The organism is Sphingomonas sp., assembly GCF_036402235.1.
Lineage (GTDB): Bacteria > Pseudomonadota > Alphaproteobacteria > Sphingomonadales > Sphingomonadaceae > Sphingomonas.
On the sequence record NZ_DASWTG010000002.1, the window covers coordinates 16,233 to 40,404 of the forward strand.

At 68.3% G+C, this 24,172-nt stretch carries 25 protein-coding genes; 13 read left to right on the plus strand and 12 right to left on the minus strand.

Annotated elements, in window-relative coordinates; genetic code table 11:
• The first annotated feature begins 42 nt into the window (after window positions 1–42).
• Genes VGD28_RS00170 through VGD28_RS00180 form a run of 3 tightly spaced genes read left to right on the plus strand, consistent with a single transcriptional unit; the run spans window position 43 to window position 2,475 of the window.
• On the plus strand, window positions 43–1,578 hold the full coding sequence (locus VGD28_RS00170; protein ID WP_331026300.1) for an aminoacyl--tRNA ligase-related protein: 1,536 nt from the start codon (window positions 43–45) through the stop codon (window positions 1,576–1,578).
• A gap of 57 nt (window positions 1,579–1,635) precedes the next feature.
• Window positions 1,636–1,980, plus strand: coding sequence for a DUF6152 family protein (locus tag VGD28_RS00175; protein WP_331026301.1), 345 nt, complete (start codon window positions 1,636–1,638; stop codon window positions 1,978–1,980).
• Window positions 1,981–1,989: 9 nt separating this feature from the next.
• A complete protein-coding gene (locus VGD28_RS00180) occupies window positions 1,990–2,475 on the plus strand; it encodes a DUF6644 family protein (protein ID WP_331026302.1) in 486 nt (161 codons plus the stop codon).
• On the opposite strand, the gene VGD28_RS00185 is transcribed toward VGD28_RS00180, so the two are convergent.
• Window positions 2,466–2,963 (minus strand): DUF892 family protein, encoded by a 498-nt coding sequence (locus VGD28_RS00185; RefSeq protein ID WP_331026303.1) that lies wholly within the window; start codon window positions 2,961–2,963, stop codon window positions 2,466–2,468. The two genes, VGD28_RS00180 and VGD28_RS00185, sit on opposite strands and share 10 nt — an antisense overlap.
• Window positions 2,964–2,997: 34 nt before the next feature.
• Window positions 2,998–4,131, minus strand: coding sequence for a glycerol-3-phosphate dehydrogenase (glpD, locus tag VGD28_RS00190; RefSeq protein ID WP_331026304.1), 1,134 nt, complete (start codon window positions 4,129–4,131; stop codon window positions 2,998–3,000).
• 93 nt (window positions 4,132–4,224) lie between these two features.
• Here glpD and rnr point away from each other — a divergent pair, with 93 nt between their 5' ends.
• Window positions 4,225–6,492: a ribonuclease R gene (gene rnr, locus VGD28_RS00195; RefSeq protein ID WP_331026305.1), complete on the plus strand. Its 2,268-nt coding sequence runs from the start codon at window positions 4,225–4,227 to the stop codon at window positions 6,490–6,492.
• 129 nt (window positions 6,493–6,621) lie between these two features.
• Complete coding sequence (locus tag VGD28_RS00200) at window positions 6,622–6,930, plus strand: hypothetical protein (protein WP_331026306.1); 309 nt, start codon at window positions 6,622–6,624, stop codon at window positions 6,928–6,930.
• 143 nt (window positions 6,931–7,073) lie between these two features.
• On the opposite strand, the gene VGD28_RS00205 is transcribed toward VGD28_RS00200, so the two are convergent.
• Together VGD28_RS00205 and VGD28_RS00210 are read right to left on the minus strand one after the other, a co-directional pair.
• Window positions 7,074–8,240, minus strand: a complete 1,167-nt coding sequence (locus tag VGD28_RS00205) for a saccharopine dehydrogenase family protein (RefSeq protein WP_331026307.1) — start codon at window positions 8,238–8,240, stop codon at window positions 7,074–7,076.
• Between the two features lie 138 nt (window positions 8,241–8,378).
• Window positions 8,379–9,056, minus strand: a complete 678-nt coding sequence (locus VGD28_RS00210; protein ID WP_331026308.1) for an HPP family protein — start codon at window positions 9,054–9,056, stop codon at window positions 8,379–8,381.
• A gap of 175 nt (window positions 9,057–9,231) precedes the next feature.
• On the opposite strand from VGD28_RS00210, the gene VGD28_RS00215 reads away from it, so the two are divergent.
• On the plus strand, window positions 9,232–9,507 hold the full coding sequence (locus VGD28_RS00215) for a hypothetical protein (protein WP_331026309.1): 276 nt from the start codon (window positions 9,232–9,234) through the stop codon (window positions 9,505–9,507).
• A 140-nt stretch (window positions 9,508–9,647) separates the two neighbouring features.
• Window positions 9,648–11,252 (plus strand): ABC-F family ATP-binding cassette domain-containing protein, encoded by a 1,605-nt coding sequence (locus tag VGD28_RS00220; RefSeq protein WP_331026310.1) that lies wholly within the window; start codon window positions 9,648–9,650, stop codon window positions 11,250–11,252.
• On the opposite strand, the gene VGD28_RS00225 is transcribed toward VGD28_RS00220, so the two are convergent.
• Window positions 11,209–12,750, minus strand: coding sequence for an N-acyl-D-amino-acid deacylase family protein (locus tag VGD28_RS00225; RefSeq protein ID WP_331026311.1), 1,542 nt, complete (start codon window positions 12,748–12,750; stop codon window positions 11,209–11,211). The two genes, VGD28_RS00220 and VGD28_RS00225, sit on opposite strands and share 44 nt — an antisense overlap.
• An 85-nt stretch (window positions 12,751–12,835) precedes the next feature.
• Window positions 12,836–14,623, minus strand: a complete 1,788-nt coding sequence (locus tag VGD28_RS00230; RefSeq protein ID WP_331026312.1) for an ABC transporter transmembrane domain-containing protein — start codon at window positions 14,621–14,623, stop codon at window positions 12,836–12,838.
• A gap of 345 nt (window positions 14,624–14,968) precedes the next feature.
• Between VGD28_RS00230 and VGD28_RS00235 the strand changes: the two genes are divergently transcribed.
• The gene (locus VGD28_RS00235) at window positions 14,969–16,198 is read left to right on the plus strand and encodes a polyhydroxyalkanoate depolymerase (protein ID WP_331026313.1); all 1,230 of its coding nucleotides are present in this window, start codon (window positions 14,969–14,971) and stop codon (window positions 16,196–16,198) included.
• 12 nt (window positions 16,199–16,210) lie between these two features.
• Here the strand turns inward: VGD28_RS00235 and VGD28_RS00240 are convergent, their stop codons facing one another.
• The gene (locus VGD28_RS00240) at window positions 16,211–16,579 is read right to left on the minus strand and encodes a YkvA family protein (RefSeq protein WP_331026314.1); all 369 of its coding nucleotides are present in this window, start codon (window positions 16,577–16,579) and stop codon (window positions 16,211–16,213) included.
• A 65-nt stretch (window positions 16,580–16,644) separates the two neighbouring features.
• On the opposite strand from VGD28_RS00240, the gene VGD28_RS00245 reads away from it, so the two are divergent.
• The gene (locus tag VGD28_RS00245; RefSeq protein ID WP_331026315.1) at window positions 16,645–16,950 is read left to right on the plus strand and encodes a hypothetical protein; all 306 of its coding nucleotides are present in this window, start codon (window positions 16,645–16,647) and stop codon (window positions 16,948–16,950) included.
• Window positions 16,951–16,963: 13 nt separating this feature from the next.
• Here the strand turns inward: VGD28_RS00245 and VGD28_RS00250 are convergent, their stop codons facing one another.
• Window positions 16,964–17,323 (minus strand): VOC family protein, encoded by a 360-nt coding sequence (locus VGD28_RS00250; RefSeq protein ID WP_331026316.1) that lies wholly within the window; start codon window positions 17,321–17,323, stop codon window positions 16,964–16,966.
• A 131-nt stretch (window positions 17,324–17,454) separates the two neighbouring features.
• On the opposite strand from VGD28_RS00250, the gene VGD28_RS00255 reads away from it, so the two are divergent.
• From VGD28_RS00255 to VGD28_RS00265, 3 genes are all read left to right on the plus strand, one after another.
• Complete coding sequence (locus VGD28_RS00255; protein WP_331026337.1) at window positions 17,455–17,910, plus strand: Lrp/AsnC family transcriptional regulator; 456 nt, start codon at window positions 17,455–17,457, stop codon at window positions 17,908–17,910.
• A gap of 89 nt (window positions 17,911–17,999) precedes the next feature.
• Entirely contained in the window at window positions 18,000–18,479 is a 480-nt protein-coding gene (locus tag VGD28_RS00260) for a hypothetical protein (RefSeq protein ID WP_331026317.1), read from the plus strand.
• 60 nt (window positions 18,480–18,539) lie between these two features.
• On the plus strand, window positions 18,540–19,016 hold the full coding sequence (locus VGD28_RS00265; RefSeq protein ID WP_331026318.1) for a hypothetical protein: 477 nt from the start codon (window positions 18,540–18,542) through the stop codon (window positions 19,014–19,016).
• A 6-nt stretch (window positions 19,017–19,022) separates the two neighbouring features.
• On the opposite strand, the gene VGD28_RS00270 is transcribed toward VGD28_RS00265, so the two are convergent.
• Both VGD28_RS00270 and VGD28_RS00275 read right to left on the minus strand, forming a co-directional pair.
• Window positions 19,023–20,198, minus strand: coding sequence for an acetyl-CoA C-acyltransferase (locus tag VGD28_RS00270; protein ID WP_331026319.1), 1,176 nt, complete (start codon window positions 20,196–20,198; stop codon window positions 19,023–19,025).
• Between the two features lie 24 nt (window positions 20,199–20,222).
• The gene (locus tag VGD28_RS00275; RefSeq protein WP_331026320.1) at window positions 20,223–20,687 is read right to left on the minus strand and encodes a MaoC family dehydratase; all 465 of its coding nucleotides are present in this window, start codon (window positions 20,685–20,687) and stop codon (window positions 20,223–20,225) included.
• Window positions 20,688–20,924: 237 nt separating this feature from the next.
• Between VGD28_RS00275 and VGD28_RS00280 the strand changes: the two genes are divergently transcribed.
• Window positions 20,925–21,869, plus strand: a complete 945-nt coding sequence (locus tag VGD28_RS00280; protein WP_331026321.1) for a DUF2167 domain-containing protein — start codon at window positions 20,925–20,927, stop codon at window positions 21,867–21,869.
• A 6-nt stretch (window positions 21,870–21,875) separates the two neighbouring features.
• Here the strand turns inward: VGD28_RS00280 and VGD28_RS00285 are convergent, their stop codons facing one another.
• Together VGD28_RS00285 and VGD28_RS00290 are read right to left on the minus strand one after the other, a co-directional pair.
• Window positions 21,876–23,066: a mechanosensitive ion channel family protein gene (locus VGD28_RS00285; protein ID WP_331026322.1), complete on the minus strand. Its 1,191-nt coding sequence runs from the start codon at window positions 23,064–23,066 to the stop codon at window positions 21,876–21,878.
• Between the two features lie 19 nt (window positions 23,067–23,085).
• Window positions 23,086–24,093 carry a DNA topoisomerase IB gene (locus VGD28_RS00290; protein WP_331026323.1) on the minus strand — a complete coding sequence of 336 codons (1,008 nt, stop codon included), beginning with the start codon at window positions 24,091–24,093 and terminating at the stop codon, window positions 23,086–23,088.
• Between the last annotated feature and the right edge of the window lie 79 nt (window positions 24,094–24,172).

Sequence of the window (24,172 nt, forward strand, 5' to 3'; positions counted from 1 at the left end):
ACCGGGGTGACGCGCGCCGCGAGACACGTTATCCGCGCGGCCATGATCAAGCACGCGCTCAACCTTACCCGCGAAGCGGACTTCGCCGCCTGGTACCAGGCCGTCATCTCGGAAGCCGACATGGCCGAGGAATCGGGGGTGCGCGGCTGCATGGTGATGCGGCCATGGGGCTATGGCATCTGGGAGCGCATCCAGCGGCTGCTCGACGACCGGATCAAGGCCGCCGGTTATGACAACGCCTATTTCCCGCTGTTCATCCCGCTTTCGTACTTCGAGAAGGAAGCGGAGCATGTCGAGGGCTTCGCCAAGGAGATGGCGGTGGTCACTCACCACCGGCTGATCGGCGACGGCAAGGGCGGACTGACCCCCGATCCCGAGGCGAAGCTGGAGGAGCCGCTGGTGGTGCGGCCGACATCGGAGACGGTGATCGGCACCGCCTTCTCGCGCTGGATCCAGTCGTGGCGCGACCTGCCGGTGCAGGTCAACCAATGGGCGAACGTGGTGCGCTGGGAGATGCGCACGCGCATGTTCCTGCGCACCGCCGAATTCCTGTGGCAGGAAGGCCATGCCGCCTATGCCAGCCCCGAGCAGGCGCGCGAGGAGACGCTGAAGGCGCTCGAGATGTATCGCGCCTTCGCCGAGGACGTCGCGGCGATCCCGGTGATCGCGGGCGAGAAGCCGGAGAATGAGCGCTTCCCGGGCGCGGTCGCGACCTATTCGATCGAGGCTATGATGCAGGACGGCAAGGCGCTGCAGGCCGGCACCAGCCATTTCCTCGGCACCAATTTCGCGCATGCCCAGAACATCCGCTTCCAGAATGCGAGCGGCGAGTTCGAGCATGCCAACACGATCAGCTGGGGCATGTCGACGCGGATGATCGGCGGGCTGATCATGACGCATGGCGACGATGACGGGCTGCGCGTGCCGCCGCGGCTGGCGCCGTGGCAGGTGGTGATCGTGCCGATGCTGCGCGACAATGACGAGGATGCCGCGCTGCTCGACTATTGCGAGGCGCTCAAGTCCGAGCTGGCCGGACTGGCCGCGTTCGGCGAGCCGGTGCGCGTGCTGCTCGATACGCGCGCGACCAAGGCGGCGACCAAGCGCTGGGGCTGGGTAAAGAAAGGCGCGCCGCTGGTGATCGAGGTGGGCGGGCGCGATATGGCGGGCGGCAACGTATCGGTGATCCGCCGCGACCGGCTGTACCGCGAGGACGGCAAGCTCGACAGCGCGATCGTGGCGAAGGGCGATTTCGTCGCGCAGGCGGCGGGGCTGCTGGAGGAAATCCAGGCCACGCTTCACCGCGAGGCACGCGCCAAGCTCGAGTCCAACATCGTGCGCGGCGTCGACAGCTTCGACGCGCTGCAGGCCTATTTCGAGGCGCCGAACAAATATCCGGGCTGGGTCGAGGTGCAGTGGGCCAGGCCGACCGGCGAGGAGCTGGACAAGGTGGTCGATCGCGTCAAGGCGCTCAAGCTCACCTTCCGCAACGTGCCGCTCGACGCGGCGGCGGCGGACGGGACGTGCATCTTCACCGGACGGCCCGCGGTGGAGCGGATCCTGGTGGCGCGGGCCTATTGATTGAACCGCGCGGGCGTTCGCGCGTATCCTCCCGCATCCTTATCGGGAGACATAGACATGCGTTCGCTCACGCTGTTCGCCGCGGCCGTCGCCATCGCGCTGCCGGCCGCCGCGCATCATGGCTGGTCGTCTTACGACGAAAGCAAGCCGCTCACGATCAACGGGACCTTCACCCAGCTTAGCTGGGGCAACCCGCACGGCACCGCGAAGATGAACTGGCAGGGCAAGAGCTGGGACGTGATCCTGGCGCCGACCGGGCGCATGGAGGCGCGCGGGCTGACCCAGGCCGAGGTCGCGCCGGGCAAGAAGATCCGCCTGACCGGCTATGCCCGCCGCGACGGCACCGCCGAGATGCGCATCGAGCGGATCACGATCGGCAGCAAGACCGTCGAGCTGCGTTGAGGCGCGGGGTTGGAGGGGCTGCTTCTCGCCGCGGCGCAATGGCTCGACGCGATCGGCGTGGGGCCATGGGCGCGCGGTTCCGGGCTGGTCTATCCGGTCGCGAACAGCTTCCACCTGCTCGGGCTGGTGATGCTGGTCGGCGGGATCGGCGTGGTCGATCTGCGCATCGCCGGATTGTGGCGCCGCCTGCCGGTAGAGGCGCTGTCGCGCGCGCTGACGCCGGTCGCGATCGCCGGGCTGGCGGTGATGGCGGCGAGCGGGCTGGTGCTGTTCGCGGCGGACGGCCGGTCGCTGGCGGGATCGGGGATCTTTCGGACGAAGCTGATGCTGATCGCGCTGGCGCTGGCCAATGCCGCGGCGTTCCGCTGGCGTTGGGGCGACCGGATCGGCGGATGGAGCGGCCGCGTCCCGATGGCGGCGCGTGCCATGGCGGCGGTGTCGATCGCGCTGTGGCTGACGGTAGGAACGCTGGGGCGGTGGATCGCCTATGGCTGACCTGCCCAAGCGCCGACAGCGGCGGCCGCGGTTTCGGCGAGCAGCGCGCTGAGGCGGGCGTCCGATTCGGCTTCGTCGGCATGCAGGCGCCGTACGGTCGTCGCGAGCTCGCGCTCGGCGAGCGCTTCGGCCATCGCGATCGCGGTCTCGTACGACGCGCGCTTTGCCGCGAGCGCCTTGCGCACCGCACCGATCATCGCGGTGTCGAGCAGGGGGCCGGCGGCGATCGTGCGCGTATCGCGCTCGGCATCGTCGAGGATGCCGCGCATCCAGAGATTGTCGGGACCACCCTTGGCACGGCCGCTGTCTTCCAGACTTTGCGCATGAGCCTGCGCCTGGGCGGCGATCTCGCCAAGGGTCGTGCGAAGCGCCTCGTCCTTCGCCTGAGCCGCGACGGCGGGTAGCCGCGCGGCAAGGTCCTGCTCGCCCGCGAGCAGGTCCTGGATGCAGGTGGTCAGCAGATTCTGGGCGGTTTCGGTGTCGGCCATGCGTCCACAACGGCCCTGCGGCGCGAAATGTCCTTCAGGGCAAAGGCCGGTCGCGCGTCATCGGCCGCGCCGTGAATCCCATCGCCGGGCCGAGCTTCGCCATGGCGTGCTCGGCAAGCGCGCGGGCGGTGGTGATCTTGCCACCGAACACGGAGAGGACCGGCGCGCCGCGCGTGTCGAGCTCGAGCACATAGTCGCGCGTGACCTTGCGTGCCTCGCCCGCGCCGTTGTCGTACAGAGCGCGGACGCCCGACCAGGTGGCGGTGACGTCGGCCGGGGCGATCTGGCGCGTGAAATAGCGGTTCGCGGCGCCGCAGAGATAGTCGATCTCGTCCGGCGTGATCCCCGCATCCCCGGGGTTCTTCACCGGCACGTCGGTGGTGCCGATCATCGTGCTCCCGCGCCAGGGCGTCGCGAACACGACGCGCCGGTCGGGCTGCTGCAGGATATAGGCATGGTCGCCCTCCCACAGCGCCGGCACGACGATATGGCTGCCCTTGATCAGCTGGAGGCCGCTGTCGCTGCGGATGCGGATTCTTGCGAGGAAATCCTTCACCCATGGCCCGGTGGCGTTGACGATCGCGCGCGCGTCGATGGTGCGGCCGTCGCTCAGGAAGACGTGCCAGCCCGCCCCGCCGCGCTCCGCGCCGGTAACGCCGACGCCGGTCTCGATCTGCGCGCCGTTGGCGATCGCATCGGCGGCATTGGCCCGGACCAGAGCGTCGTCGTCGACCTGCGCATCCCAGTAAAGGAAGCCGCCGACATTGTGCGCGATGGGTGCGAGGCGGGGGTCGTCGCGGCGTAGCGCGCGCGAGCGCGGGAGCGAGGAGCCGAGGCCGAGCAGGTCGTAGAGATACAGCCCGGCGCGGACCATCCACCAAGGGCGGACGCTGTGCGCGTGCGGCAGGACGAACGCCATCGGACGGATCAGGTGCGGCGCGGCGGCGAGCATCCGCTCGCGCTCGTGCAGCGCCTCGCGCACCAGCCGGAACTCATAGGTTTCGAGATAGCGCAGGCCGCCGTGGATGAGCTTGCTGGAGGCGGAGGAGGTGTGGGCGGCGAGGTCGTCCTTCTCGACCAGCAGGACGGATAGCCCGAGCAAGGCGGCCTCGCGGGCGATGGCGCAGCCGTTGATGCCGCCGCCGGCGATCAGGAGGTCGTAGGTCACGCGCCAAGCCTATTCGGTTGGGAATCGGCCGCACAGCCCCTATATTCGGGGCCAATGGCAAAACAGAACAAAGCAAAGAAGCCCGCGCCCGGCATGCCGACGCGGCAACAGATTCTCGATTTCATCACAAGTTCGGATCAGCCCGCGGGCAAGCGCGAGATCGCGCGCGCCTTCGGCTTGCATGCGCAGGACAAGATCGCGCTCAAGGCGCTGCTGCGCGACATGGCCGATGAGGGCCTGATTGACAGCGCGCCCGGCCGCGCGTTCCACAAGATGGGTGGCGTGCCCAAGGTGACCGTGCTGCGCGTGACCGACGCCGACGGCGATACCGTGTGGGCGGTGCCCGAGCGCTGGGAGGCCGAGGGCGTTCCGGTGCCGCGGCTGCGCGTGCGCGAGCGCGGCAAGCGCGGGGCGCTGGGCGTGGGCGACCGCATCCTTGCGCGCACCGAGGAGGCCGGCAACGGCTGGATCGCGCATCCGATGAAGAAGCTCGCCCGTGGCGAGGAAGCGATGCTCGGCGTGGTCAAGGAAGAGGGCGGACGACTCTACCTCCAGGGCGTCGAGAAGAAGGAGCGCAACAGCTACGTCATCTCCGAGCGCAACGGCGCCGAGCCGGGCGATCTGGTGCTGGCGGAAAAGAGCGGGCGCGGCCCGCGCATCTTCGCCAAGGTGACCGAGGTGCTGGGCGATCCCTTCGCGCCGCGCAGCTTCAGCCTGATCGCGATCCACCGCCACAGCATCCCCAACGTGTTTTCCGATGAGCTGCTCGACGAGGCCGAGCGGGTCGCGGAGCAGGAACTGGGGAAGGGCAGGGAAGACCTGCGCCACATCCCGATCGTGGCGATCGACCCGTCCGACGCGCGCGATCATGACGATGCGGTATGGGCGGCGCCCGACGACGACCCCAAGAATGAGGGCGGCTGGAAGGCGATCGTCGCGATCGCGGACGTGAGCTTCTATGTCCGCCCCGGATCGCTGCTCGACCGCGAGGCGCGCAAGCGGGGCAATTCGGTGTACTTCCCCGACCGGGTGGTGCCGATGCTCCCCGAAGTGCTGTCGGCGGACGTGTGCTCGCTGAAGCAGGGCGTCGATCGCGCGGCGATGGCGTGCCACCTGCAGATTTCGGCCAAGGGCGAGATCAAGGGCTGGCGTTTCACGCGCGCCGTCGTGCGGCTGACGGCCAACATCGCTTACGAGGATGCACAGGCGGCGATCGATGTGGCGGGGGAGAAGGTGGACGTCGCCTCGTCGCCGTGCGGGATGAGCGCGGAGGAACTGGCCGGGGTCGATCCCGCGCTGGTCGATTCGACGCTGCGGCCGCTCTGGGCGTGCTGGCGCGCGCTCAACAAGGCGCGCGAGAAGCGCGAGCCATTGGATCTCGACCTGCCCGAGCGGCGGATCATGCTCGACGAGAAGGGGCGTATCCTGTCGGTCGCGCCGCGCGAGCGGCTCGATGCGCACAAGCTGATCGAGGATTACATGATTGCCGCCAACGTCGCGGCGGCGAAGGCGCTGGAAGCGCGCAAGGCGCCGGTGATGTACCGCGTCCACGAGCCGCCGAGCCGCGAGAAGCTGGTCGCGCTCAAGGAGTATCTCAAGACGCTCGAGGTCGAGTTCGCGCTGGGGCAGGTGATCCGGCCGAGCACGTTCAACCATGTCATCGCGCGGGTGGCCGAGGCCGAGTTCCGCGAAGAGGTGATGATCCAGGTGCTGCGCACCCAGACCCAGGCTTATTACGGCCCGCAGAATGCGGGGCATTTCGGGCTGGCGCTGGGCAGCTATGCGCACTTCACCTCGCCGATCCGGCGCTATGCCGATCTGGTGGTGCACCGCGCGCTGGTCGAATCGAACAAGCTCGGTCCGGGCGGCGAGCTGCCGTCCGATCCCGAGATGGAGAAGACCGGCGAGACCATCAGCCAGCTCGAGCGGCGGGCGATGGAGGCCGAGCGCGAGACGATCGACCGCTATGTCGCCGCCTATCTCTCCGCGCATGTCGGCGAGGTGATGGAGGCGCGGATCACCGGCGTGCAGAATTTCGGCTTCTTCGCGACGGTCGACGGCGTCGGCGGCGACGGGCTGGTGCCGGCGCGCGACCTGGGCCGCGAATATTTCCGCTATGATGAGGCGGCGCAGCAGCTGGTCGGCGAGGAGACCGGCGAGACATTCGCGCTGGGACAACGGCTGCCGTTGCGGCTGGTCGAGGCGAACCCGGTGTCGGGCGCGCTGCGCTTCGAGCTGCCCGACGGCAAGGGTAGCGGATCGGGGCCGCGTCCAGATCGGCCGCGCAAGCCGGGGCCGCCGCGCGTGCTCAAGCGGCGCGGGCGGCCGGCGAACATCAAGCATCAGGGGAAGAAGCGCTGACCCTTGACCGTCACGCCGAACTTGTTCCGGGGGCCACGGTGCGGCAAGCGATGGACGAGAGGTGAAGCGCGGCGCGTGGTTCGCGGTGACCCCGGCACAAGGCCGGGGTGACGGGCTGGGGGGATCTGTATGGCGGTGGAGTCGGTTGCGATCACCAGAGCGGGGCGGGCACGGCGCAAGCTGGTCGACCATTTCTGCGCGCAGCATGCGATCACGCCGTACGACACGATCCTCTACACGCCGCCCGCCGATCTCAAGGCCGCGTTCGACACGCTGCTCGCCGAGCGGCTGATCCGCGAGGAGGGGCATGCCTATTACTGGCTCGACCTGCGCGCCTATGAGGCGGCGATCGAGTTGCGGCGGCGCAAGCTGGTGCCGGTGGCGATCGCCGTTTCGGTGCTGCTCGCGGTGGTGGCGATGCTGTTCTACGCGGGTTAGGCGTCGAAGATTTTATCCTCCCCCGCCAGGGGGAGGTGGCGCCGAAGGCGACAGAGGGGGAGGATTCCCCACCTGTGTCGGGTTTTCCTCCCCCTCCGTCACGCTGCGCGTGCCACCTCCCCCTGGCGGGGAAGGATTCGTATCTAGGCGACGGTGAAGATGAGGCCGGCATTGGCCTCGAGGCGTTTCTTGAGCGGCTCCGCCATGAGCGCGCCGGGGGTCCAGATGGCGCCGCCGTCGTCCACGTCGCGCAGCAAGCAAAGCGCGGCCTCCGCGATCATCTTGCTGGTCGAGCCATAGCCGGGATCGCGGTCGCCAGTGACGGTCGCGGTGAGGCGCTCGCCATCGGGCATCTCGGCGATGAAATCGATCTCGTAGAAGCCGGCCTCGCGCTCTTCCTTCGACGGGCCCTCGCCGGGGGCCGGGCCCTTGTCCGAGTTCATCGGGTTCATCCTGGCGATCGCCTCGGCCGCCGCCTTGCCGAGATCGCCCAAGCCCGGCGCGACCATCATCTCGTCGTAGCGGAAGTCGCGGCCATAGGGGTGGTGGGCGAGGAAGTTGGTGCGGTGGATGTTCTTGGTGTTGATCACCGCCATCATGAACGGCGCGACCCAGCCGCCGACCGCCTCGTCATATTCGGGCAGGATGCCCTTGGGCTGGTCCGGCCCGGTGAAGCCGGGGGTCAGCGCGAAGGGATCGAGCAGTATCTTGAACACCGCCGGGTTCTTCGCGGCGGCGGCAGCGGTCGCCTTGCCGCTGGCGAAGGTGCCGCCCGAGAAGGTGCCCTGCATCTTCCGCACGCGGCCCTTCACGCGCGGGGCGGGCTGGCCGAACCTGGCCTTCGCCGCCTGCTGCACGGTCCACACGCCGAGGTCGAAGGGGATCGAGTCGAAGCCGCAGGAGAAGACGATGCGCGCGCCGCTGGCCTTCGCCGCTGCATCGTGCTGCGCGATCATGTCGTGCATCCAGTTGGGCTCGCCGCACAGGTCGACATAGCCGGTCCCGGTCTCGACGCACGCGGCCACGAGGTCGCTGCCGTAGAGCTGATAGGGGCCGACGGTGGAGACGACGACCTTGGCCCGTTCGGCCATCGCGCGCAGCGCGGCGGGGTCGTCGGCATTGGCGGCGATGAGCGGGGTCGAGGCCGGGGCGGCGATCGCGTCGCGCACCTGCTCGAGCTTGGTCAACGAGCGGCCGGCCATCGCCCATTTCACGGTACCGTCGCCGTAACGCCGGGCGAGATATTCGGCGACGAGGCGGCCGGTGAAGCCGGTGGCGCCATAGACGATCAGATCAAGCTCGCGTGCCATCATTCCTCTCCCTCCAGCGCCATACCCGAATCTCCAAAGTCTCAAAGGTCACGGTCCTGCACGCGTGAGTCCGCCAGGCCTTGAAGCATACTGTGATTGCTAGCGGAGCAGACGCGCTCCAACATTGCAAGGGGCGGCTCAGCGCCTGCGGCGGCGGACGATGGCGTGCGCCTCGGCCCTGGAGAGAAGGACGTCGAGATCCTCGCGGCTGATGTCGAAGCTGTCGGGCAGCTCGGCGAGCGCGTTGTCGATATCCTCGAGATGGAGGCCGACGGCCTCGGGCGGCATCGGCAGCGGGGCCGCGATGTGCGGGTAGCTGTGGCCTGACACGCGGTGGAAGAACATCGCCAGCGAGACCAGCGCGATCGAGTTGAGCGCGACCGGCGCGAAGGCGAAGGCATAGCCCGCGGCATGGATGCCCTGGCTGCCGATCACGGCGGTCAGCGCCGCCGCGCCGCCCGGCGGGTGGAGGCAGCGGAACAGCGACATGGCGCCGATGGCGAGCCCGACGGAGAGGCCCGCGGCGAGCATCGGATCGGGCACATGCTGGAACACTGCGACGCCGACCAGCGCCGAGAGGGTGTTGCCGCCGACCACCGGCCAAGGCTGTGCGAGCGGGCTGGCGGGCACCGCGAAGATCAGCACCGCCGAGGCGCCCATCGGCGCCACGATCAGCGGCAGGTCCGACGCGGCGAGCGGAAGCTGCGCGCAGATAAACACGGTGAGCGCGAGGCACACCGCCGCGCCGATGCAGCCGACAAGGCGATCGAGCGGCCGCGCACCGGCGAGGATCGGGCGGAAAAGGCGGAACGGCATGGTGGTGGCTTTTGTCGCGCGCGGTGGCTGTGGGGGAGCAGGGGATTCTTTGGGCAGGTGAAGCTGGCGCATGCCTTAGCTACTTTGCCGGGCTCTTGAAACGCTACGATCAGCCCCCGATTATCGATCGCGTCATTTTGGGGAGCCTGGGATGCCGGCCGGCCGGTCATCGGATTTGACGCAGTTTCGCGTGCAGCGGCATTTCGCCGATCATCGGGCCTTCGCGCCCGGCGATGCGATCGAATATGCGCCCTCAGGCCCGGTTGAGCGAAAGGCGTTCGACCGGCTGCGCGATGCGGGCGTGATCCGTGAGGCGGCGCCGGCGCATTACTGGTTCGACCTCGACCGCATGGGGCAGAGCCGCAAGCGCGCGCGCAACCCCAAGAGGCTGGTGGCGATCGCGCTGGGCATCGTGATCGCCTGCCTGGCATACATGCTCTACCGCGGCTAGGCCGCCGGCCCGAGCCCGTGGCCGCCTTGCGGCAGCAGAGGGCGGTCCCTAGATCAGTCAGCCAAGTCGAGGAGTTAGTGGCGTGAACGACCGGATGAACAAAGCGACCCGTTTTGCAGCATCCGATCTTCAGGCTTCCCATGTCCGCACTGCTCACCTTCGATTCCGTTTCCGCACGCACCCCTGACCACAGGCTTCTGTTCGAGGGGCTGACCCTCGCGCTCGGTCATGAGCGGATCGGGCTGGTCGGTCGCAATGGCTCCGGCAAATCGACATTGCTGCGGATCGCCGCGGGCGAGACGCGCGCCGCCTCTGGCAGCGTTCATCGGAACGGCACTGCCGCGATGCTGGCGCAGGACTGGCCGCCGGCACTGACGCTGGCGGAGGTGCTGGGCGTGAGCGAGGAGATTGCGCGGCTGGAGCGCGTGCTGGCCGGTAATGGGGACGCCGCCGACCTTGAGGCGGCCGATTGGACATTGGACGTCCGGATCGAGGGGGCGCTTGCGGAGGCCGGGCTGGCGGATATGGCGCTCGACCGGCGGATCGGATCGCTTTCGGGCGGAGAGCGGATGCGCGCCGGGATCGCGCGGGTGCTGATCGGGAAGCCCGATCTGCTGCTGCTCGACGAGCCGACCAACAATCTCGACGCTGCCGGGCGAGAGGCGATCGACGCATTGCTCCGCGGCTGGCGCGGCGGCGTGCTGATCGCCAGCCATGACCGCGCACTGCTCGAGGCGATGGACCGCATCGTCGAGCTGACCCCGGTGGGCGTGCATGTCGTGGGCGGCGGATGGTCGGCCTTTGCCGCGCAGCGCGAGGCCGAACGCGGGCGGGCCGCGGCCGAGCTCGAGCAATCCGAGATGGCGCTGCGCGGGGTGGAGCGCGACATCCAGCGTCAACGCGAGGGCAAGGCGCGGCGCGACAAGGCGGGCCGCGCCTTTGCCGCGCGCCGGTCGGAGCCGAAAATCCTGCTGGGCAGGCAAGCCGAGCGGGCCGAGAATAGCCGGGCGCGCGCGAGCCTGGTGGGCGAGCGGCTGGTTGGCGAGGCCGTGGCGAAGGCCGAGGCCGCGCGGGCGCGGGTCGAGGTGCTGACGCCGCTGGCCATCTCCATCCCCCCGAGCGGCGTTCCGGGCGGCGCAAGGCTGCTGGCGCTGGATTCAGTACGCGTCGAGCGGGGCGGGTGCATGCTTGGGCCATGGACGCTCGACCTGCACGGGCCCGAGCGGATCGCGGTGACCGGCGCGAACGGCGCGGGCAAGACGACGCTGCTCAATGTGGCGGCCGGGCGCATCGCACCGGACAGCGGCAGCGCTCGCCGCGCCGAGGGGCGGATTGCGATGCTCGACCAGCATGTCGCGATGCTCGATCCGGAGACGAGCATCCTCGCCAACTTCCGCCGGCTCAACCCGGGCCTGACCGAGCAGGACGCGCGCGCCGCCTGCGCGCGCCTTGCCTTTCGCAACCGCGATGCGCTGAAGCTGGTCGGCATGCTGTCAGGCGGGGAGCGGCTTCGTGCGGGGCTTGCCTGCGCGCTGGCGGGGGAACCCCCACCGTGGCTGCTGATCCTCGACGAGCCGACCAATCACCTCGATATCGATTCGATCGCGCTGCTCGAGGCGGCGCTGAAGGCGTATGACGGGGCGCTGATCGTGGTGAGCCACGATCGCGCCTTCCTGGATGCGATCGGGATCGAGCGGGAGTTCAGCGTCGAGGTGTCGCGCGGAGCAATCGGCCGGAGCGGCTGACACGCTGGCCGTTCTCGAGCGCCGTCCGGCCGCCCACCATCACCAGATCGAACCCCTGCGCGCGGGCGAAGGGGTCGAGATAGGTTGAGCGGGCGCGGACCTTCTCAGGATCGAACAGGATCAGGTCGGCCTTCGCGCCCGGGCGGATCGTGCCGCGATCGGGCAGGCGCAGGATGCGGGCGGGGAAGGACGTCGCCTTGCGCACGGCCTCCTCGACCGGGAGCCGTCTGGTCTTCACGACATAGTCCTCGATCAGCCTGGCATAGGTGCCGGTCGAGCGGGGGTGGCGCTGGGTCGGGCCGCCATCGGTGGAGATCGCGACCATCGGGTCGAGCAGCAGCACGTCCTGCAGCGCCTGATCCATCGTGAAATGCGCGCCCGATCCGCCGCCGGGGCCGAGCTGGATCAGGAAATCGGGGAAAGCGAGGCCGGCTTCCTGCGACGCCTGCGCGACGGTCTTGCCGGCGTGCTTGCCGGTGCCGAGCAGCAGCTTCTCCGGCCCGCCGCGGCGGATCATGCGCTTCTCGAGATAGTCGCGCAGCTCGGCGCGGCGGGTGGCGAGGGCGGCGGCATAGTCGGTCGGCGGGAGCGCCCATTGCGGGAACAGGATGGCGATCCCGGTGAAGCCCGCATTATAGGGGTAGGCGTCGGCGGTGAGGTCGATCCCGGCGCGGCGCCTGGCGGCAAGGAAGTCGAGCAGGGCGCGGGCGCGCGCCTCGCCCTTTCCGAACACGACCTTGAGGTGTGAGATATGCGGGCGCGCGGGGCCGGCGGAGGCGATCAGCTCGTCGATCGACGCCTCGATCTCGTCGTCATTCTCCGAGCGCATATGGCTCATCGCGACGCCGCCATGGCGCGCGACGACGCGGCCCAGCGCGGCGAGCTCGGCCGTCTCCGAATAGATGCCGGGGACATATTCGAGGCCGTAGGAAAGGCCGAACGCGCCGGCGCGCAGCTCGGCGTCGAGCTGGGCCTCGAGGCGGGTCATGGCGGCGGCATCCGGGCGGCGGACCGAATCCGGGATCCTCGCGGCGCGGCGCAGCGTGCCGTGGCTGGCGAGCGTGGCGACGTTGAGGTCGAGCGGGGCGCGATCGGCGGCGCGCATCCAGCCGCGCAGGTCGAGATCGCCCTCGAGCCGGGGGCCGCTGCCGTCGACGCCGAGCGTGATGGTGGTGACGCCCATGGCGAGGAAGCCGTCATAGGAATCGGTCAGCGGATCGCCATGGGTGTGGGTGTCGATGAAGCCGGGGGCGAGGATACGGCCTTCGCCCGCGATCACGCGCGCGCCGATGACGGGCATGGGCGAGGGCGCGGTGATGCTCGCGATCCGGTCGCCGGTGACGAGGACATCGGCCAGCCGCGGCGGGGTGCCGGTGCCGTCGACCAGCGTGACTTCACGAAACAGGATTGACGGTGATGCGGCCGACGCCGTGCGGATGGCGAGGCCGCTTGCGAGTGCACCGCCGATGAGCCGCCGGCGTGACAGATGCTGGTTCATGGATATCCCCGTGAAGCGCCGCGGAGGATATGCGGGACACGGAGAGCGGACAACGCGCCAGAGGTTCTGGCAGTATAGCCTGCGGTTAGGGCGCGTCGCTGAACTGGAGCGAGGCGAGCTTGGCGTAGAGGCCGCCCTGCGCGACCAGCTGCGCGTGCGTGCCGGTCTCGACGATGCGCCCTTCGTCCATCACGATGATGCGCTTCGCCGCGCGGACGGTGGCGAGGCGGTGGGCGATGACCAGCGTGGTGCGGCCCTGCATGAGATGCTCGAGGGCGTCCTGGACGAGGCGCTCGCTCTCGGCGTCGAGCGCGCTGGTCGCCTCGTCGAGCAGCAGGATCGGCGCGTCGCGCAGCAGTGCGCGCGCGATGGCGAGGCGCTGGCGCTGGCCGCCGGAGAGACGCGCGCCATCCTCGCCGAGGAAGGTATCGAGCCCCTCGGGAAGCTCGCGCAGAAATTCGGCGGCATTGGCGGCTTCGGCGGCCTGCCAGATCTGGTCTTCGCTGGCGTCCCAGCGGCCATAGCGGAGATTGTCGCGCGCGGTGGCGGCAAAGATCACCGTTTCCTGCGGCACCATCGCCATGCGCGCGCGGACCTCGCCCGGATCGGCGCGGCGCACGGGCACGCCGTCGACGCGTACTTCGCCGCCCTCGGGGTCGTAGAAGCGCTGGACGAGCTGGAACAGCGTGGACTTGCCGGCGCCCGAGGGGCCGACCACCGCGACCGTCTCGCCCGGCGCGACCGAGAGGGTGAAATTCTCCAGCGCCGAGACTTCGGGGCGGGTGGGATAGTGGAAGGTGACATGGTCGAATTCGATCGCGCCCTGCGGCGGGACCGGGAGCGGCACCGGATCGGCGGGGGCGGCGATATCGGGCTGCTGCGCGAGCAATTCGGCGAGGCGGCTGGCGGCGCCCGAGGCGCGGAGCAGGTCGCCATAGACTTCGGTGAGCGCGCCGAATGCGCCGGTGACGAGGCCCGCGGTAATGACGAAGGCTGTGATCGAACCGCCGGAGATGCGCCCCTCCGACACGCCATAGACGGCGTCCCACATGATCAGGGTGATCGCGGTGAACAGCGCGAAGATGACCAGAGCGGTCATCACCGCACGGGTGGCGAAGCGCTTGCGCGCAGTCGCGAAGCCGGCATCGACGGCAGTCTGGAAGCGCTCGCCCTCGCGCCTTTCCTGCCCGAAGGCCTGGACGATGCGCATCGCGCCGAGCGTTTCCGAGGCGATCGCGCCGATGTCGGCGACGCGATCCTGGCTGGTGCGCGAGAAGCGGCGCACCCGGCCGCCGAGCCACATGATCGGGAGCACGATCACCGGGATGCCGACGACGAGATAGGCGGCGATCCTGGGCGCCAGAACGAACAGATAGGCGGTGCCGCCGATCGCGATGAGCAAGTTGCGCAGCGCGACGGAGACCGTGGTGCCGACGATCTGCTCAACCACCGCGGTGTCTGCGGTGAGGCGGCTGGCGATCTCCGACGGGCGGTTCTCCTCGAACCATTTGGGCGGGAGCCGGAGGAGGTTGCGGTGGACCGCGGCGCGCATGTCCGCAACGGTGCGCTCGCCGAGCCAGGAGACGAAATAGAAGCGCATCGCGGTCGCGAAGGCGAGCACGACGACCACCAGCAGCAGCCCCTGGAAATGCGCGCCGATCTGCGATGGGTCCGCGGCCGGGCCGAAGCCCTTGTCGACCACTTCCTTGAAGGTGCGCGGAATCCACAGCGTGGCGCCCGCGGCGAGGATCAGCGCGACGATCGCGAGACCGAGCTGGAGCGGGTAGCGGGTCGCATAGTGCCAGACGATGCGCAGGCTCGATAGCTTGCGGGGTGCGGGGGGACTCGCGGGCTTCTGGTCAGGCTCGGCCATGTGCGCCGCCTACGGCGTGGGGGCCGGTTTCGCAACGGTGGGATATTTGAGACTGGGACGCCAATTCCTCCCCCGGAGGGGGAGGGGGACCAGCGAAGCTGGTGGAGGGGTAGTCTCCACAAGCAGGCCGGTTCGTTGCTTGGCGAACTACCCCTCCACCGCCTTCGGCGGTCCCCCTCCCCCTCCGGGGGAGGAATTGGAAATCCATTTCACCCATTCCCTGGGAACCGCTTCAAGTCATCGAAAGTTCGGTATGTATGGACATTGCACCGCAGCACCCGGCCGCTATAACCCCCTGCCACCGTTGTCAGGCGGTTCGTAGCGGGCGGGGACTGTAACGATACGATGTTGTACGATGCTTACGAGATGCAGCGGTCGATGTTGGCGGGCGCCAGCGCACTGGCCAATTTCAGCGCCGGGCTGCTGAACAATCCTGCAAATCCCTTTGCTTATTTCGGCGGCGGGCCGATCCTCGCTTCGGCGCTGGAGGTCTTCGCCCATGCCGCCGCGCCGCGCGGCAAGCCCGATTTCGGGCTCGGTTTCACGACCATCGACGGCAAGCGAATCGATGTCCGTGAGGAGATCGTGCTGCGCAAGCCGTTCGGGCAGCTGAAGCGATTCGTCCGGGAGGGCGTGGAGGGCGGTCCCAAGCTGCTGATCGTCGCGCCGATGAGCGGGCACTTCGCCACGCTGCTGCGCGGCACGGTCGAGCGGATGCTGCCGAGCGCCGACGTCTATATCACCGACTGGCGCGACGCGCGGCAGGTGCCGCTCAGCGACGGGCGCTTCGACCTCGACGACTATGTCGATTACGTGATCGAGTTCATGGAGGCGATCGGCGCGGAGGGTGACGCCCGCCCGCACGTGCTCGCCGTGTGCCAGCCCTCGGTCCCCGTCTATGCCGCAGTGGCGCTGATGAATGCCGACCAGCACCCCAACCGCCCGCGCACGCTGACCATGATGGGCGGCCCGATCGATACGCGCGAGGCGCCGACTGCGGTCAACACGCTGGCGACCGAGCGGCCGCATGCCTGGTTCGCGCAGAACGTCATCGCGACGGTGCCGGCGACCTATCCGGGCGCGGGGCGGCGGGTCTATCCGGGCTTCCTGCAGCTCGCCGGGTTCATGACGATGAACCTCGGCAGCCACATGATCAGCCACTGGGAGATGTTCAAGCACCTGGTGAAGGGCGACGGCGAGAGCGCGGAATCGACGATGCGCTTCTATGACGAATATCGCGCGGTGTGCGACATGACCGCCGAATTCTACCTCCAGACGATCGACGTGGTGTTCCAGGCGCATGCACTGCCCAAAAGCGAGATGATGCACCGCGGCCGCCGGGTCGATCCCGCCGCGATTACCGACACCGCGCTGCTGGCGGTCGAGGGCGAGCGCGACGATATCTCCGGCCTTGGCCAGACCAAGGCGGCGCTGACGATCGCGACCAAGCTGCCCGCCAGGATGAAGAAATATCACATGGCGCCGGGCGTCGGCCATTACGGCATCTTCAACGGCAGCAAGTGGCGCACCAAGATCGCGCCGGTGCTGGAAGACTGGATCGCCAAGCACAGCTGATCCGCGAGTGGATCAGTCGTAACCGAGCATCACGAATTCGTAAGCGATCAACGCGATCAACGCCCAGATCGCGATGACAATGGCGATGCCCCATTTGCTCACCGGACGCGCGGCTGCGGCCTCAGCGGTGGCGCGATGCTCGGCGAGCAGCGCCGGTGGCACGAGACGCGCGAACAGCCACACGCCCGCCGGGATCAGGATCGCATCGTCGAGCAGGCCCAGCACGGGCACGAAGTCCGGGATCAGGTCGATCGGCGAGAGCGCATAGGCGGCGACCAGCAGCCCCACCAGCTTGGCGAAGAGCGGCGTGCGCGGATCGCGCGCGGCGAGCCAGACGGTGTGCGATTCGACGCGGATGCGGTGCGCGAGTGATTGCCCCATGGCCATGGGATCGTCCGCCAGGGTCCCCGGGTCAAGCGTCGCAGGCGGGTATCCGTTGTGATAGCATGGGTACGGTCATTCGGGAGGATGCGATGCGCACGGCATTTCTCTTTGGAGCAATCGCGCTGGCCGGCTCCGCCGCAGCCGGTGTCACGCTGGCCCAGTCGGTCGAGCCCGCGCCCGCCAAGCCGGTCTGTGAAACTGTCGGTGAAAAGCCCGAGCCGAGTCCCAGCGCCGCCGCACGGCAGGGACCCAGGGCGACGGCGACCGTCAAGAACGGGGGGCAGGCGACGAAGAGGCCCGGCAATACCAAATGGGGCAATATCGTCCTCAAGCGCGGCGTGGACGCGGCCGGCTGCTCCAAGGCGTGACCCGCCCTTCCCGCTAGGCGGGGGCGTGGCACACGAACTCGACCAGCCGATCGTCGGGATCGCGCAGATAGCCGGCATAGTAATCGGGGTGGATGTGCGGCGCGAGCGCGGGTGCGCGGTCGAGCGTGAAGCCGGCATCCCGCCCGATCGCGTAGATCGCATCGACTGCGGGCCGGTCGGGCACGGTGAAGGCGTAGTGGACCTGCGCGGACGCTTCGCCCTCGACCAGGAAGAAGTCGAGCCGCGCGCCATCGCCGAACCCCTTTGCGGCGCCATCGACCGTCAGCCGATAGCCGAGCGGCGCGAGCAGCGTCGTGTAGAAGTGGAGCGTGCGGGCGAGGTCCGGGGTCTTGATCTCAAGATGGTCGAGCATGCTTGTCTCCTGGCTTGGAGGCATGCAGATAATAGCGCATTCGCGCACGGGTCGCGCGATGGGCGCGATAATTCGATCCAGATGGATCAGAATATCGAAGAGGCTGATGGGAAGCGATCATAAGCGTTGATCTGGACACCGCCGATCGCAGGTTGCTGTCGCTGCTACAGGCGGACAGCAGGATCGCGATCAACGCGCTGGCGGACGAGACGGGGCTTTCGCCGGCGTCGGTGCAACGCCGCCTGCGCCGGTTGCGCGAGACCGGCGTGATCGCGCGCGAGATGGCGGTGATCGATCCGCTGGCGGTCGGGCTGGGCATGAGCTTTGTCGTGATGGTCGAGCTGGAGCGCGAGCGGATCGACCAGCTCGACGCCTTTCGCCGCAAGGCGCTGCGCGAGCCGCACGTCCAGCAATGCTATTATGTGACGGGCGAGGCGGACTTCGTGCTCGTCTGCGTCACCCGCGACATGGCCGAATTCGAGGAGCTGACGCGGCGGCTGTTCTTCGGGGACGAGAATGTGCGGCGCTTCCGCACCTCGGTGGTGATGGGGCGGACCAAGGTCGGGCTGACACTGCCGATCGAGTGAATCGCGAAATCGCGCACGACCGCACCACACTCATTGATTCAAGTGATGATACAATATATCATCTAGTCGAGTCACCAAGGAGAGAGCATATGAAAGCGTTCGTGGCAATCCTGCTGCTTGCCAGTGCGGCAATGGCGACGCCGGTTTCGGCGCAGACCTCGGCGCCTTCGCCGCTGCTGGGAAGCTGGGCGGTGGACCTCTCGCGTCTGCCGATCCCGCCCGAGGCGCGCCCGAAAAGCGTGACCATCACCTATAGCGACGCTGGCGACGGCAAGTGGCGGACCAATGTCGATGTGATCCGTCAGGACGGATCTGCGGACCGCGCCACGAGCACTCATGCCCTCGACGGCACGCCCGCGCCGGTCGCAGGCAATTTCGAGGCGGACACCACCGCCGCACGGCTGCCCGAGCGCAACGTGCTGATCCTGGCGCTGGCCAAGGGCGGCATCCCGGCATCGACCCGCATCTATGCGGCCGCGCCGGACGGCAAGACCATGACCGAGGTCGCGGTCTATTTCCGCGACGGCCAGCCGGTGATGCGGACCAATTATTTCGCACGGGTGAAGTAGGCGGGAGGCGATGCGCAATTTGATAGGGATTGCGAGGTAGAGTTCGACATGGGCTTTCGCATGCCGGTCTTCGTTGGATGGGAGCTGTTCAAGGTCCGCCGGCGCAACGAGCGCTGGCCGCCACCCGTTTCGCCCGACGCGGTCCTTGGCATATGCGCCGGGCCTGGGCGTATCCTGATCGATATCACTGACCGCGACCGGCGCAGTCACTATGATCGCAGCGTGGTGGCGCAGACGCTTACGCGCTTGTTCGCGATCTCGAACGGGCAGCGCCACCGCGTAATCGGGCGCATCCCGATGATCGGCAAGCCGGTCGGCAATTTCCGTTACGTGGTGCGCTACCCCTTGCCGTTCGAGATGCGCCGCGAGGACCAGCGCTTCCGCCACGGCTTCGACGCGTTGGTCGCCGACCTCGGCACCGAGCCACGAAGCATGAGCCCGCTCGAGTTCGGCCAGGTCGCGGCTCGCGCGGTCGAAGCCAATCTCGAAGCGGACGGCATGTCCTCGCTCGACTATTTCAGAGGTTATCTCAAATAGGCGGCCTCACAGCACCTCGAACAGCCCCGCCGCGCCCATGCCGCCGCCGACGCACATCGTCACGACGACATACTTCGCGCCGCGGCGCTTGCCCTCGATCAGCGCGTGGCCGGTGCAGCGCGCGCCGGTCATGCCATAGGGGTGGCCGATCGAGATCGAGCCGCCATTGACATTGAGCAGCTCGTTCGGGATGCCGAGCTTGTCGCGGCAATAAAGCACCTGCACCGCGAACGCCTCATTCAGCTCCCACAGGCCGATATCGTCCATCTTGAGGTTGAAGCGCTCGAGCAGGGCGGGGATCGCAAAGACCGGGCCGATGCCCATCTCGTCGGGCTTGGTGCCTGCGACCGCCATGCCGACATAGCGGCCGAGCGGGGTGAGGCCACGCTTCTCGGCGAGCTTCTCCTCCATCAGCACGCTGGCCGAGGAGCCGTCCGACAGCTGGCTGGCATTGCCCGCGGTGATCACGCCGTTGGGGATCACCGGCTGGAGCGCGCGCAGCCCCTCGATCGTGGTGTCGGCGCGGTTGCCCTCGTCCTTGGTGAGGGTGACCTCCTTCTGGGTGACCTCCTTGGTCTCCTTATTGACGACGTTCATCGTCGCGGTGACGGGGATGATCTCGTCGTCGAACTTGCCCGCGGCCTGCGCGGCGGCGGTGCGCTGCTGCGACTGAAGGCTGTACTCGTCCTGCGCTTCGCGGCTGATGCCGTAGCGCGCCGCGACCACCTCGGCGGTCTGCAGCATCGGCATGTACACGTCGTTGTGCATCGCCAGCAGCTCGGGATCGGGGGCGACGCGCATCTGCGGGGTCTGGACGAGGCTGATGCTCTCGACGCCGCCGCCGATGGCGATGTCCATATTGTCGCAGACGATCTGCTTGGCGGCGGTGGCGATCGCCATCAGGCCGCTGGCGCACTGGCGGTCGACCGACATGCCCGCGACGCTGACCGGCAGTCCGGCGCGGAGCAGCGCCTGGCGCGCGATGTTGCCGGCCTGATGCCCCTGCTGGAGCGCGGCGCCGAACACCACGTCCTGCACCTCGGCGCCGTCGATCCTGGCGCGCTGGACCGCCGCCTCGATCGATTTTGCGGCGAGCGTCTGGGCCGGGAGCGCGTTGAAGGCACCCCGATAGGCGCGGCCGATCGGGGTGCGCGCGGTGGAGACGATGACGGCGGAACGCATGGGTGGCTGTCCTTCTTCTGATCGTTAGACGAAAATCTGGCTGATCCATTCGGCGATCATCGCGGGCTTTTCCTCGCCTTCGATCTCGACGGTGAATTCGACGGTCTGCTGCCACTGGCCGGGGCGCTTCTCGGCCAGCTCGAGCGTCTTGAAGCGGCCGCGCACGCGCTTGCCCGAGCGCACAGGGGTGAGAAAGCGGACTTTGTTGCCGCCATAATTGACGCCCATCTTCACCCCCTCGATCCGCGGCTGCGGGGTGAGCGAGTTGAGCAAGGGCATCAGCGAGAGCGTGAGAAAGCCGTGGGCGATGGTGCCGCCGAACGGGGTCATCGCGGCCTTGGCGGGATCGACATGGATGAACTGGTGATCGCCGGTCGCCTCGGCGAACTTGTCGATCATCGCCTGCGTCACCTCGACCCAGCCCGACGCGCGTTCCTCGCCCGTGCGGGCGGCGAGTTGCTGGATCGTCACGGTCTCCGCTTCGGCCATTTCGGCTCCTGTTGGCATGCTCGCGCGGCATGTAGGCGCAACGCACTGCTTTCCGCAAGGGGAAGCCTACTGAAAACGCGAAAACAGGAGATTGCGTAGCGTAAATCAGGGCAATTGCAGTCAAACCCGATATTCTAAAATATTATGGCGCGCGACTCGTGCGAGGTTCGTGCGTTGAGCGCTTGACGAGGGGGGGCACGAATGCGTCAATCCCGCCGGGGCAATTGGGGGAACAGCATGACCTATTCGACTCGCGCCGCATGTCTGGCGCTCGCGCTGCTGGCCGCGCCGCCGGTGCTTGCGCAGCAGGGGGCCGCCGTGCCCATCGCATCGATCGCGATCGACTCGAAGCTCTCCGCCGAGGCCAAGGCATTCCTGCGCAGCCTGAGACCGGTTGCCGGCGACGTGCGGATCGATGCGGCGAAGGCGGTGCTGCATCTGGGCGATCGCTATTATTTCCTGCCCGCCGCCGACGCGAAGCGCGTGCTGACGGAAGCGTGGGGCAACCCGCCCGAAGCCGTGAGCGACGTGCTGGGGCTGGTGATGGAGAAGGGCAAGTCGCCGCTCGACGATGCCTGGGGCGCGGTGATCACCTATCGCGACACCGGCTATGTTTCCGACTCCGATGCCGCGAGCCAGGATTATGAGGCGGTTCTCCAGTCGATGAAGGACGGCGAGGCGGAGGAGAATGCGCAGCGCAAGGCGGCAGGCTTTCCGACGCTCAACCTGGTCGGCTGGGCGCAGCCGCCTTCCTACGACGCCAGGGCGCATTCGCTGGTCTGGGCGCGCGAGCTTGCGTCGAGCGACAGCAAGATCCACGGCCTCAACTATGACGTGCGCCTGCTCGGCCGTTCGGGCGTGCTGAGCCTCAACATGGTCGCGACGATGCCGATGCTGGCGCAGGTGCGCACGGCAGCCAACAGCTTTGGGCAGGCGGTCGATTTCGAGACCGGCGCGCGCTACGCCGACTATAATGCCGCGACCGACAAGGCTGCAGGCTATGGGCTGGCCGGGCTGGTCGGCGGCGGCGCAGCCGTGGCCGTGGCGAAGAAGGCCGGCATCCTCGTCCTGCTGGCGAAATTCTGGAAGCTGATCCTGGTCGGCGCCGTGGCAATCGGCGGCGGCGCATTGGCGATGTTCCGCCGGCTGTTCGGCCGCCGCGAGGAGCATGACGAAATCTGATCGGCCCTACCCGGCCTGATCCTTGCCGGCCCGGCCGGGCCACTGCTCGTCCGGATAGGGATAGATCAGCGTGCCGTCGGGCGCGGCGGTGAAGGTGGTCTGGGTAGGGTAGGGGATGGTGATGCCCTCCGCGGCGAAACGTCGCAGGATGCCGATCATCACCCGATCGCGGGTGGCGTGGGCGGTATCCCAGTCGTTGCCGGGCAGGTCGAATTCGAGCACGAGATCGACCGAGCTCGCCCCGAAGGCATTGTAGCTCGCGCGGGCCACCTTCGCGCCCGCCGCCTCGACGATCTCGCGCAGCATCGCGGGGATGCGCTCGAGCGTCTCGGGCGGGGTCTCGTAGGCGACGCCGACCGGCAGCGCGATACGGATATGGTCGCGCAGGCTGGTGTTTTGGATCTCCTTGTCCAGCAACTGCTTGTTGGCGATGATCCGCTCCTCGCCGGTGAAGGCGCGGATGCGCGTGGACTTGAGGCCTATCGCCTCGATCGTGCCCTTGGTCTGGTCGTAGGCGATGTTGTCGCCGCGGCGGAACGGGCGGTCGAAGATGATCGCGAGCGCGGCGAACAGGTCGGCGAAGATGCCCTGCGCGGCGAGGCCGATGGCGATGCCGCCGACGCCGAGACCGGCGACGAGGCCGGTGACGTTGACCCCGAGATTGTCGAGCACCACCACCAGCGCGATCGCGAACAGCGCGAAGGTGACGAGCAGGCGGATCAGGCCGAGCGCCGAGAGCAGCGCCTCGCCCTGGTAATTCTCGCTCTCGGTGCGCTTCTCGATCGCGCCGAGGATGATCTCGCGCGCCCACAGCGCGGCCTGGAACACGGCGGCGACGGTGAAGAGGAAGCCGATCGTCTTGTCGAGCGTCGGCGGGGTGCTGGCGTAGCCCGAGACCAGCCGCGCGGCGACCATGACGATGAAGAAGTTGCCGGTGCGCGCGACCGCACGGCCGAGGATCGTGCCCCAGCCGGCCGGCCCCTCCGACTTCTCGCACAGCTTCATGCCCCAGCGGCGCAGCATGTGGAGGCCAAAGAAGATGACGGTGGCGATGCCCGCGGCGATCAGGATCTGCAGCCAATGGCTCTGGAGCCAGGTGATGCTGTCGGTGAAGAAGGCGCGGGCTTGCGCCTCGACGAGCTCGCCCTTGTCGATGGCGGTCTTCTGGGCGGCGGCAGCGGTGTTGCTGACGGTCATCGGGATTCCTTGCGGGAGGTCAGGCTGCGCTGGCAGTGACGCCGGCGCTTTCGAGAAAGGCGATCAGGCCGCGTTCGGCGCGGCTGAGATAGCGGGTCGCGCGCGGCAGCGCGAGGGTGTCGCGGAACGCCGCCTGCGCCTCGCGATCCTTGGCGAGCGCGACCAGATCGGGATGGACATAGGATTTGCGCGCGATCGCGGGCGTGTTGCCGAGCGCCCGCGTCACGGGTTCGAGCATCGTTTTGAGGCCGATATGCCCGTCCGCATCCGCCAGCGCCTCGAACGCGATCACGCTCGCCCCCCAGGTGCGGAAATGCTTGGCGGTGAATTCGTCCCCCATCGCCTTGCGGATATAGTCGTTGACGTCGGTCGAGGTCACGGGGCGCGCTTCGCCGGCCTCGTCGAGCCAGCCGAACAGATGCTGGCCTGGCAGGTCCTGGCACCTCTTGACGAAGTTGAGCAGGCTTCCATCGGTGAGGGTGAGGTTGCGCAGCTGGCCCGATTTGGCGCGATATTGCAGCTTCAGCGCGCCGCCCTTGAGCCTGGCGTGGCGCTTGCGCAGCGTGGTCGCGCCGAAGCTCTTGTTCGCCTTCGCATAGCCCTCGTTCCCGACGCGGACATGGCCGCGGTCGAGCAGGCGGACGACTGCGGCGACGGCGCGCTCCTTCGACAGCGAGCGCTTGCGCAGATCGGCCTCGATGCGCGCGCGCAGCTTGGGGAGGAGGTGGCCGAAGGCGGCGCAGCGGTCATATTTCGCGGCCTCCTGCGCGGCCCGGAATTCGGGGTGGTAGCGGTATTGCTTGCGCCCGCGATCATCGATGCCGGTGGCCTGGAGATGGCCGTTGGGGTGCGGACAGTACCAGGCGTCGGTATAGGCCGGGGGCAGGCCGACGGCGTTCAGCCGCTCGATCTCGTCGCGGTCGGTGATGCGCTTGCCCGTGGCGTCCCAATAGCCCCAGCCGCGCCGCATCTTGCGCCGCGTGATGCCCGGCCGGCTGTCGTCGCAATATCGCAGGCCGCGCTTCATGCCCTTTTGAATGCGCGTCCCGGCGCATCGTTCCGGAACCGGCGTGCGGTGCACCGGTTGAGAGGTTGAAAGCCAAGGA